This is a genomic window from Virgisporangium aurantiacum (assembly GCF_016863635.1).
Taxonomy (GTDB): Bacteria; Actinomycetota; Actinomycetes; order Mycobacteriales; family Micromonosporaceae; genus Virgisporangium; species Virgisporangium aurantiacum.
On the sequence record NZ_BOPG01000145.1, the window covers coordinates 1 to 10,927 of the forward strand.

Annotated in this window: 5 protein-coding genes and 2 pseudogenes; 4 read left to right on the forward strand and 3 right to left on the reverse strand. The window is 66.3% G+C overall.

The window, feature by feature from the left end; genetic code table 11:
- Window positions 1-874 (reverse strand): annotated as a pseudogene (locus Vau01_RS62380) (hypothetical protein); the annotation flags it as partial.
- Between the two features lie 875 nt (window positions 875-1,749).
- Here Vau01_RS62380 and Vau01_RS62385 point away from each other — a divergent pair.
- From Vau01_RS62385 to Vau01_RS62395, 3 genes are all read left to right on the forward strand, one after another.
- The gene (locus Vau01_RS62385) at window positions 1,750-2,247 is read left to right on the forward strand and encodes a hypothetical protein (protein WP_204015036.1); all 498 of its coding nucleotides are present in this window, start codon (window positions 1,750-1,752) and stop codon (window positions 2,245-2,247) included.
- Between the two features lie 344 nt (window positions 2,248-2,591).
- Window positions 2,592-2,732 carry a hypothetical protein gene (locus Vau01_RS62390; RefSeq protein WP_204015038.1) on the forward strand — a complete coding sequence of 47 codons (141 nt, stop codon included), beginning with the start codon at window positions 2,592-2,594 and terminating at the stop codon, window positions 2,730-2,732.
- Between the two features lie 516 nt (window positions 2,733-3,248).
- Window positions 3,249-4,541 (forward strand): tyrosine-type recombinase/integrase, encoded by a 1,293-nt coding sequence (locus tag Vau01_RS62395; protein ID WP_204015049.1) that lies wholly within the window; start codon window positions 3,249-3,251, stop codon window positions 4,539-4,541.
- Between the two features lie 891 nt (window positions 4,542-5,432).
- Here the strand turns inward: Vau01_RS62395 and Vau01_RS62400 are convergent.
- Both Vau01_RS62400 and Vau01_RS62405 read right to left on the reverse strand, forming a co-directional pair.
- Window positions 5,433-7,160 (reverse strand): serine/threonine-protein kinase, encoded by a 1,728-nt coding sequence (locus tag Vau01_RS62400; protein ID WP_204015041.1) that lies wholly within the window; start codon window positions 7,158-7,160, stop codon window positions 5,433-5,435.
- Window positions 7,161-7,189: 29 nt separating this feature from the next.
- The gene (locus Vau01_RS62405; protein WP_204015043.1) at window positions 7,190-8,356 is read right to left on the reverse strand and encodes a tyrosine-type recombinase/integrase; all 1,167 of its coding nucleotides are present in this window, start codon (window positions 8,354-8,356) and stop codon (window positions 7,190-7,192) included.
- A 1,396-nt stretch (window positions 8,357-9,752) separates the two neighbouring features.
- Here Vau01_RS62405 and Vau01_RS62410 point away from each other — a divergent pair.
- Window positions 9,753-10,927 (forward strand): annotated as a pseudogene (locus Vau01_RS62410) (DUF3375 family protein); the annotation flags it as partial.

Consider the following 10,927-nt stretch of genomic DNA (forward strand, 5'->3'; position numbering starts at 1 on the left):
CCAGGCCGTCATCCGCACACGACCGGTACTCCTTCTCGATATAGCCGACGTCGAAACTCCAACCCATCCCCACCCACGACGCCTGCGAATTCTCCCGCAACGACCTGCCGTCCACCGACCCCGACGAGTACGACAGCTTCAGATCCGGGACCGGCCCACCGACCGCCGGCGGCGTGCTCAATGGATAGGTGTAGGAGAAGTCGGCGCCCTGCTCGCCGACCGCCCACGACGACGTGGGCGCCAACGACGTCCTGGTGTAGTCCCCACTCGGCCCGGACGCGGCCGCGACCACCGCCAACACCTGCAACCCGTCGGCCGCCTGCGGCGCCTGCTGGGTGTCCCCGGACACCTCCAGCCGGTCGACCGAAACCACCTGCGCCGAGGTGACGTTCACCGCCCCGGCCACCGGGCGGTGCGACGAGCACTCCGGGATCCCGGGCGTGATCAGGACACAGGCCGGGTACTCCACCAGGCCCAGCCGCAGGGCGTAGTCGCCGCCGCGCATCCCGGCGAAGCCGGAATAGTCCACGTCCAGCGCCACCGCCCCAGCGTCAGCGCGGCCGTCGGCCCGTTCCACCGTGAACAGAGCACCGTCGACACCGGTCGCCTTGGCCGTGTCCCGGTCCATCACCCGCACCCGCAGCGACGCCGGCGCCTCCCCACCGACCCGGACCCCCGGCCGCAGCGCATCCGTCGACCCCGGAGCATCGGCTGCCGCCCGGGCCACCACCGGCAGACCACCAGGGGCGGCACTCGCCGCCTTTGCCGCCGCCGACGGGGCCGTCTTCGCCGCCCCAGCTGCGGAGGCGTCGACCGGCACGACACCGATACCACCGGCCGGCCACGCCGCCACCGGCGGCTTCCACCGCGGCATCTCAATCGGTGGCCGCTTTACCGCCTCCACCGGCGACACCGGCACCGACTTCGCCCCACCACCAGGCGCATTCGGATCCGACGGCGCCGCCGCCACCAGCTCCGGGGCAGCAAAAACGCCCGCCACCACGACGAGCGCAACAACGATCGCGGACCAGCGATGCAACCTGGTCGTCGGTCGGAACCGGACACGCGGCAGCAACAACCGACGACCAGACACCACAGCACTCCCCAGGTCCGCAGGGGCCGAGGCACAGATCATCATTCACAGGTAGTCGTCGATGCAATACCTAGAGCGAAAAGTCCGATCTTGCACGACACATGTGAATCAACCGATCTCTGCCTCGATGGGTGCTAATCAATTAGGGCGGCATCCGGGCTCCGAACCCTCCCGCCTCAATTACCACGACCGGCGGGATGAGCGACGATCAACGGAACGCGCAGGGCCCGTCGGCCCCGGCAACCCGGCGCAGAAGAGCGGCGAGCAGCACGACAAGGTAGAAGCCGCGCCGTCGTTGAGCGGCGCGCCGCCGTCTCCAGGTCACGGCCGAGCACCCGGCGGCAAATGGGCCGGGCTGGGCCGGGCCGGCCGGGTGCCCAACAGATCTGTTCTCGTCATCCATGCCCACGGCGCCAGCCCTCCAGGTGAGGCGTCCATCGACGCCCCAGGGTGGTCGCCGGTTGGCTGAAGAGATGAGTCATCCAGATCGCGCGACGCGATCGCCGGTACCACGGCCCTCGACCAGCACTTCCGGAACCCGGATGCCGTCACCCGGCACGCGGACGAGCTGCCGTGGCCCAACTGGGCGAGGAACCGCAGGCACGGCCCAACGATCGATATTGGCCCCAGACCCGGCGTGCGCTAACTTCCTCACCGTGAACCCACTGACGGTCCCCACCGCACTACTCGTCACCGGACACGCCACCCCAGCGGTCTGCGTCCGCCACGGCCAGCCGGCCGTGTTCCGGCTCGGGGTCGGCATAGCCAAGAACTGGCCGTTCTGCGCCCGCTGCCGTACCCGGCGATGGTCGCTCATGGCCGCAGCAGCCGCGGCAGCCTTCGGTCCGTTCGTCGTCGGATTCGGCCTCACCACCGCATTTGCCGCCGATGACACCCAGGCCCGCACCTACCTCCAGGTGACCGTGTTCGCGGTCTTCGTCGGCCTGGCAGTCGCCGGCGTGATCGGCCTGATGAACACACCGTCGGCGCTAGCCCGAGCAAAAACCACACCCGACAAACAATGGATCATATTCCAGGGCAGCCACCCGACCTTCGCCGCAGAAATGAACCGAATCATCGGCCCCGCACCCGACACCCACCAGGCAGCACACATACCGCCAGCCACGGAAAGCTCCGAGCCCACCCCGACCTGAACAACACAACACCTACCCTCCAAGCCCGAGACGAGGAAATCGACCAGATCGGCGTCCTCCACCTGAAAGTCGACCAACTCGATGGACCGGATGGCGCGGTGGCCGTCATGGGCCGCTGCTCCCGACCGCAGAGCCAGGATCGATGATGAGCCGGTGCCAATCGGCGTCTCGATCCGCGATGAACGTCACCAGCGGCGGGCGACCCCTGCACGACGTCCTGCACCTCGTCCCGCCATCCTCACCAACCGGCTGGGCGACCCCCTGCCGGCCCAGGAAATCGCCACAGATTCCCCTTGCTTGCGCACGTCGACCCCTACGGGAACACGATCTTCAACCGAGCACAGATGTCGGCGATACTCGAAGAACTGGCAACGATCCAGCCCGAACTCAACGGCATGGCGCTGAGCACCGCCCGCGCGCTAGCCGTTCTGGCATCGGCCCATGGCGACCGGCCCCATCGCTATCTCTGGTTCATCGGCGACTGAACGCGACAGCCGTTCGCCGACCGTCCGTCGGGCGATCCGCGCACGCGGAAACGGGCGGTACCGCGCGATCCCAATGTGTTCCTGGCGTGATCGGACGTAGCACAAACCACGAGCACGAACCGAACAGAACAAGCACGCCGCCTCGCGCGTCACCGTCGGGCATGAGGTTTCATCGCCGCACCTCGCGTAGACCAGCGGTTACGTACACTCTACGGATCAGAAGGTTGGGAGTTCGAGTCTCTTCGGGCGCGCAGTGTCTGACCAGCCAATATAGTCGAGAGACTATATTGGCTGGTCTCGTGTGGGTCAGATGTGGGTCACGACCGTGACCCACATCTTCGGGTGAGTTGACCCAGGCCAGCCGACTGTCGGCGGCGCCTGCGCGTGAAACCCCGTCTGGGGTGCCGGAGGAATCGAACCTCTAACCGTTCATGATCTGCAGTCCTCTATCTGTTGAGAGGATTAGTTGATCAAGTTGGTTGACGCAATGTCCTGGGTCAGGTGCTCAGGGTGGACATGACACAAGCCGCGCCGGCGGCAGGTCGGGTCTACCGACGATGCGGATGCCGCGACGCGGCCGGTAGGCAGATCTGGCGGTGTGCCGGCCTCGCCGATGCCGGTCACGGCCGGTGGTACTTCGCAGTGCAGGTGACCGGGCCGGACGGCCGACGGATGCGGGTGCGTCGGGGCGGGTTCGCGACTCGGGCGGATGCGGAGCGGGGCAGTTGGGAACTTTTGCAGGTACCTGGCCCGGAGGCGGTGGCCCGGACGTGGACGGTTCGCCGGTGGTTGGAGTTCTGGCTGTCGGAGGTTGAGAGCCGGCTGCGGCCGACGACGGTGCTGAACTATCGCAGCATCGTCGACCGCTATCTGGTCCCGCGGCTGGGCGGGCATCGGTTGAGCAGGCTCAGCACCCGCGACGTTCAACGCGCGATGGATGCGATCATGCGTGAGCAGGTCCGTGGTGACCGGCTGATCTCCCCGGCGTCGGTGCACCGGATCCGTGCGGTGTTGCGTAGCGCGCTGTCGGAGGCGCGGCGGCAGGGCATGGTCGGCCGCAATGCGGCGCGTGGCGTGCGGTTGCCTGGTGGGGCGCGGGCGCATGCGGTCGTGTGGGACGCCGCCCGGATCGAGGCGTGGCATGAGTCGGGTGTGCGGCCGCGGGTGGCGGTGTGGGATCTGCCGGAGCTGGGCCGGTTCCTGAAGTCGGTGCGCGATGATCCGCTGTTCCCGTTGTGGTGGTTGGTGGCGCTCCGCGGCCTGCGGCGTGGTGAGATCGTCGGCCTGCGTTGGGAGGATGTCGACCTAGTCGCGGGTGAACTGGCGATCCGGGAACAGGTCCTCGTCGTCCGTGGCAAGGAACGGGTCGGTCCGCCGAAGTCGGTGGCGGGTGTGCGGACGTTGGCGCTGGACGAGTTCTCGGTGCAGGTGCTGAAGGAGCATCGCGAGCGGCAGATCCGCCAGCTCGGCCGGGTCAATGCGAGAGACCGGATGTTTCGTCACCCGAACGGTCGGCCGGTGAGTGCTGACTGGTTGACTCGCCGTTTCGCGAAGGTCGTGAAGAACCTGGGGCTGCCGCCGGTGCGGCTGCACGACCTGCGGCACGCCGCCGCGGGTATTGCCGGAGCGGCCGGGGTGGATTTGAAGGTGATCCAGCACGACCTTGGCCATTCCAGCGCGGTAACCACTGCGGACACGTATGCGGTGGTGTTCCGGCAGTCGGCTAAGGCGTCGGTGCATGCGACCGCGGCACTGCTGCTGTCGCACGCACACGTCCGGATGTCGTTGGAGGGCGCGTCGCAGGCGTAAAATCTAGGTAGGTGGTTCCCTGTCGGCGTCGTGCGCACTACGGCGTCCATCGGGGTATCCGCTTTGGCGGCGTTCGAAGACGCCGGGCAACGGCTTACGCTGCCCGGTGCTGTGGGCTGCGCAAGACCGTGCGGAAGGGTTTGTGTGGCGCTCATCGCTTTCGATTTGAAGGCAGCGTGAGCCTGGTAGCCGCATGCGAGTATCTATGGCCCTGGCGCAGCTCAGGCAGAGTCAGTTCCTTCGACCGATTCCTCGGTTGACGATGTCCATGGGGAAGGGGCATTGCGCCCATGCCGAGTTGTTCAGTTTTGTTCCTCCAGGCTTGCGCCAGCTGCTTTCTACGAACGAGTACGGGTATGGCCAGACGCTTGACTTGCACTGTGCCCATACGTTGAACGTGCCGGTGCCTCCTGAACACCAGGCGGTTGTGTAGGTACCGCCCTGACCGGCCCATCCGGATTCGCACCCGGTGGGTGCGGCGGATGCTGGTTCGGCTACGGCCAACGTCGCGCTCACGAGTGCGAGGGCAACGATCCCTGCTTTGCCTCGGCTGTTCATTCTGATTCGCATCTAATTGCTCCCCACTAGGAATCGGATACGCGCACCGTATAAGGCGCCTGCGATGCGGCGCTATCGAGCTGGAGGGTTACTCTATGGGCTTGCTCGACGCGGGTCTGCCAAAGTCAGGCGACCCTGGAAGAGTGGCTTTTATGGCCGATACCATCGTGTGTTCGGGGATTGTGCGGGCAGCGATCCATGGGACATCAACGCCGCTGTTGTGTCGCACGCTTATACGAATGTCCTGGGAAGAAACTTCTCCCCTTCGGCTTCTTCCGTCGGTCATGATGACGACCGCTTCGGGAATGAGCCCGTTCGAAGCTGCACGCCGGGTTAGGCAGGTACGGCAAACAACCCGACCGTGTGCAGTAGGGCTCCGAGTTGGTGTTCGGCGAGGGCGGGCGCTTCGGGGCCGCGCAGTGTGCCGTCGGCGTGCGGGTGGAGACCGAGCATCGTGATCTGGATGGGTGTGGCCAGTTGGGGGAGCTCTTTGATCCGGCCGGCGAGCAGATCGGTGGCGGCGGTCAGCAGGTCGGCGCCCCAGCGTCCGACGGCCTCCTCGCTGGTGTCGACGGTTTCCTGTCCGTCGTTGTCGGTCAGAACGCCGTCGTCGGCCAGCATGTCCAGGACGGATTCGAGTTCGGCCTTGCCGTCGGTGAGCTGCATCTGCCGCGTGACCGGGTCATAGGCGGCACTCAGGCAGTGCTCACCACGGCGTAGCAGTGTCTGTTCCAGACCGCCTTCCCACGTGGAGTCGGTCAGCTCAGCCCAGCCGTGAGGCGCGAGTGCCAGCGTCAGGTGTTCGAGGACACTGTCGGTGTAGTCGGGTCCTTCTCCGTCGCCGTAGAGCTGTTGGTATGACTCGGCCCACCGCTCGTCATTGCTGCTGTCGGCTGCCGCTGCGGCGTGTCCTGCGGTGACGGCTGGCATGAGTAGGGCGGTCAGCGCCGGGACGTTGTGGTTGAGGGAGCCGCCGCGGTGGCACCAATTTTGGCCCGGGCAGGTCAGGTTGACGCGGTGGACCGTGTCGACGGTGTCGGTGCCGTCGGTGGATCGGGTCGCGACGAGGGCGTAGCTGTGTAGCGGGGTCGGGGCGTCGAACAGGCCGTCGTTGGTGTGCAGTGCACCGCCGTACACGAAGACAGCGACCCCGCTGCGGTGTTCGTCGGCCCAGCCGGCGATGGCGGCGCGGGCGACCGCCAATGTGGCGACGTCGTCGGTGGGATCCCAGGCTTCCAGCGTCCATTGCGGGCTGTGGCGCCAGTCGCCCACGGCCGCGAGGGCATCGATGACGACCTCGTACCGTTCCGATCCGGTGTCGATCACTGGCAGTCCGCCGAGGGTCGGGCTCGTGGCGAGCAGCTCGCTGGCCACGCCCGGATCTTGCGCCGCGCCTACGGGCCGGGCCGGTTCGGGCGACCACCAGCGCGCCTGGTCGGGGATCAGCGATTCGTTGGCCGCCGCGTCGATCGTCACGATCGTGGCCGGCGCGTCGCCTATCAGGCCGAGGAATGTGAACAGGGCGGACTCCCATTCGCCGATGCCACCGGACGCCATGGCCAGTTCCGGCCGGTCCTGGCCGGCGGCCGGGAGCATGACGGTGACCTCGCCGAGTTCGGTGAGAGCGGTGACCGGCAGCGGCCGGTCCGGCTCGCGCTCGTCCTCTGGCGGACTGGCCTCTGCCGACGTGATGCGGTTGCCGTAGCGGTAGACACGGGGAATCCATGCCGGCCGGTGCGCCTGGCGTCGGCGGATCCTGGCGACCTGCGTCAGCAGCTCGTCCTTGGATGGGTAGGAACGCAGAAACCCGTCCGCGACCGGTCGGACCAACGCCTCGAGGTCGGCCTTGCGGAACTCGTCCGGGTGCTCCGGCAGGTCGATGAACACCTCAGGCACCGCTATCTGTGCCAGCCGCGCCTGCACCGCGGCGGTGAACTTCGCGCGGAAGTCGCCTCTGGTGTCCTCGAATGCCTTCCTGGCCGGCTCCAGGTCAACGTCATCGCCGGCCACAGTCTCCAGCATCGACAGCAGCAATTCGTTCTGCGTGAAGGCGTTGAACACGGTACGACGATAGGGGACCGGCACGGTCATCAACCGTCCCTCGTCTGGTGCGGCTGGGATTTCGTGGCGCGCCGTACACCTGCGGCCTTGCGCAACAGCTTGGCGGTGGCCTTGGCGCTGTGCCGCTGCGTCGCGGGTAGCGCGATGGTGTAGATGTCGGCCGTAATCGCGATGGTGGCGTGCCCGAGTTGCTGCTGGATCGTCTTCAGATCCGCGCCTGCCGCGTGCGCGAGGCAGGCGGCGCCGTGGCGCAGGTCGTGCAGCCGTATCGGCGGCAGTCCAGTGGCTGCCACCAGGCGGGCGAACCTGCGGGTGATGGCGTCAGGATGCAACGGTCGGCCATCGGGGCCGGTGAACACATAGCCGCCACCGACCCACACACCTGCGCCGGCGGTGCGTTGACGGCGGTGATGGTCGCGGAGCACCTTGACCGTGTGCTTGTCCAGAGCGACCGTCCGACGGCTGGCGTTGGTCTTCGGCGCGCCTTCGAAAACTGCGTATCCGGCCGTGGTCCTGGCCCGGTGGACGTCCAGCTCGCCGCGATCGAGATCGATGTCGCTCCACCGCAGGGCCGCCGCCTCGCCCCGACGTAGCCCACGCAGGGCCAGCAGCCACCACAGGGCGAACAGTCGATCATCTCGAACCGTGTCGAGGAACTCGGAGAGAGTGGCCGGGCGCCACACCGCGATCCGGGGCCGAACACCGGTGGCCTGCCACGCGGCGATCCGCGCGGGCGTCCACACCACCGGGCGCGGACGCGGGTTGACCGGTAGCTCGATGTGACGCGCCGGATTATCGGTGATCAAGCCGTCGCGGACGGCGGCGTTGAGCGCGGCACGCAGGGTGGTTCGGATATGCGCCAGCGTGGACGGGGTGTGCGGCCGTCCGGCCCGGTTGGTCTGCCTGCCGATCCGGGCGAACATCTCCGACAACCGCGGCACCGTCACCTCCTTCAAGGTGAGACGGCCAATGTGCGGGATGAGAAACTGCTCGATGTAGCCAGCGTGTGACAAGCGTGTCGTGGGTCGGATCGCGACCCGACCGTTAAGCCACTGCCGCAACCAGCGCGCCACTGTCCAACCCGTGCGTCGCTGGGCTCCGCTTCTCAGGTGTCGGTCGCAAGCCAGCAACGCCGCCTCCCGGGTCGAGTGGCCGCCGCGGCGAATCCGCTCTACGCGCCCGAGACGATCGCGCAACGAGCAGGCGAAGTACCACGATCCGTGTCCATTCTCGTCTCGCCGGGGACACTCCCGGTTCCATCGCCTGCCCGGTCGCCGGATTTATGCACCCGCACCGCTTGAATACTGCGTCGTCAACCACTGGCTTGCCTCCATCGCAAAAGCTGAAGGCGCCCAGGTTGACGTTTCGCGACGGCGAGCGATGTCAGGTCGCGAGCTGAGATGAGTACCTTGGCGGCCCGCGAATGATATTCATCCGTCCTGTATCTCCCTGTGGCGAGAGCAGCGCATCCTGATCTGTTGCCGATCGCAACCGACGGAGACACGCATCAGCCCACTCCGCCGTCGGGCCAGCACGGGAGTTGAGACGGATCGTGCCAAGACGGCTGGGCCACGGAAATCGGCCAAGCACCATTTCTGCAGTCGAAGCCAATGCCAGGTGCTCCAACGCAGAGCCGCTCGCTCGGGCGGATGCGGAGTGCGAGATGAACCATCTGAGCGCTGTACTCGGCAGTCCGTATGGCGGGCAGAACCACGCACTGGTTTCATCGAATAGGGGACTTGTCTCCTCGGGCTAAATCGGGTTACGTAAGTAAGTTAGGGACGCGCGACCCGATTGGGATAACCGCCGATGAGGGAGTCGCCAATGACCAAAATATCCGACCTCGATCCAGCTCAGACTGCCACAGTGTTGGCAAAACAACTCAACGGCCGACCGCTAACCTCGCTGCCTGCAGTGGAACTGAAGCGCCTGACGGACGGGCTGATGGGAGCCTGGTCCAGCGCAGTGGGGGAGACTAGCCGGCGCAAAGGCATGCCCCGTGGTAGGGCGAAGTTGCGGCTCGTGGCTGACCAGGGATTGCTTACTCAATCTGGCCGAAATGCCATACGCGCCGCAAAGGCCAGGCGTACCCGCGAGGCACGGCGTTCGGCGGAGTCGTAACGAAAGTGGCCATTGTCCGGCCATCCTTACTGGCAGGTCGCCTGCGCGAAGGACTGGCGTCGTGGTCCTTACTGCGGAGATCGAGAGGAGTCTGGCCTGCAGATAAACGCAGGCCAGACTCCTCACCCAATCATCGTGGTACCAACAGGGCGTGCTGGGCTACGTCATGCTGTCGCGCGGGTCCGGCGTCTGCCGTCGAACACGCGTTCGATTCAGAAGGTTGTCATACTCAGCTGGCATCATCAATCTGTGATGGCGCATGGACGGGAAGTCACATGATCTTTTCTGATGGTCGGAATCTGATGTGACGCCGGTCCTCCGCGACAGCGCACTTGGAGCAAGGCGACTTCCCGACGGCTCACCACGGAGGTGTCAATTCTTGTGACCGACATCGTCGGCGAACTGGCACGGGTCTCGGGCGCATTCGACCAGCCGACCCTCACTCTGCTGTACAGGAACCATGCGCGCGTCGTGATCGCCATCTTCCGCGGCGCGTTCACGCGAGACAGCCGGAGCATTCCAACCGCACGGTTGCATGTACAGGTCGACACATATCTTGATCATCTGCGTATGGCCGGTGTCACGGATCTACCGTCAGGCTCAGGGCGCGACCTGTGCCAGCGATGGATGCGTGGGCAGTGGCTGGTCCGAAGCGTCGATGACGACGGTATTGAGATTTACACGCTGACCAGCCACGCGCAGGACGCACTCAACCTCGTCACGAGCCTGACCCGTGAGCGGGCGAGCCTGAGCGAGCATCGCATCGCCACGATCGTCAACGCCGTGCGCCGGTTCAACACAGAGGCCAATCCCGACCGTGGCGCGCGAATCGACATCCTCAACAGTGAGATCGCGCGGTTGACGGCGGAGCGTGACCGCCTCCTCGAAGGCGGCGAGGTGTCGCAGGTTTCGGCGGATTACATGCTGGAGGGGTTCGGGGAGCTGCTGCAGTTGGTGGCTGCCCTACCAAGCGATTTCGCCCGAGTGGAGGAGGCGTTCACTGCACTACGCGCGCAGATTCTGGGATCGTTCCGGGCGGAGGACCGCCATGCCGGCGATGTGGTCGACGACTACCTGCGTCGAAGCGACTCGCTGATGACCGCGACGGCCGAGGGTCGGGCCTTCGAGGGTGCCTTCACGTTGCTGCGTGACGACGAGTTGCTGCTGCAACTCCGGGAGGATCTGTCGGCGTTGCTGAGCCATCCAATGGCCGAAGACATCCTCAATGACGCCGACCGCCGCGACCTCCGCGGCACCGTCGGGCTCATCCGCCGCGGCATCGACGCAGTGCTGACACAACGCAACAGGGTGACCGCAACCTGCGCGAATACATCCAGACCCACAACACCGCCCGAGATCGCGAGCTGGACCGTACTCTGCGCCAGCTCGACACAGAACTGGCTCGATGGATGACTACCGCCCGCCCGCGTAGCGCTGTGCCACTGCCCTTGCTGCCCGCCCGAGTGGAGGTCAACCACCTTCGAGAGCGATTCCATAACCCGGACGAAGAAGCAGGACCACCACCGCTGAAGGACGTCACCGCGCAGCGGCCCGACGACATGTCCCTGGCGGAACTGCTGGCGCAAGGTGGCCCGTCGCTCGACCAGCTCCGCGCCGCCGTGGACGAAGCGCTCGCTTCACAACGG

Bases quoted from the DNA above. Each gene is read 5' to 3' on its own strand.
- Vau01_RS62395 (WP_204015049.1), top strand. From the start codon at position 3,249: ATGACACAAGCCGCGCCGGCGGCAGGTCGGGTCTACCGACGATGCGGA.
- Vau01_RS62390 (WP_204015038.1), top strand. From the start codon at position 2,592: ATGTCGGCGATACTCGAAGAACTGGCAACGATCCAGCCCGAACTCAAC.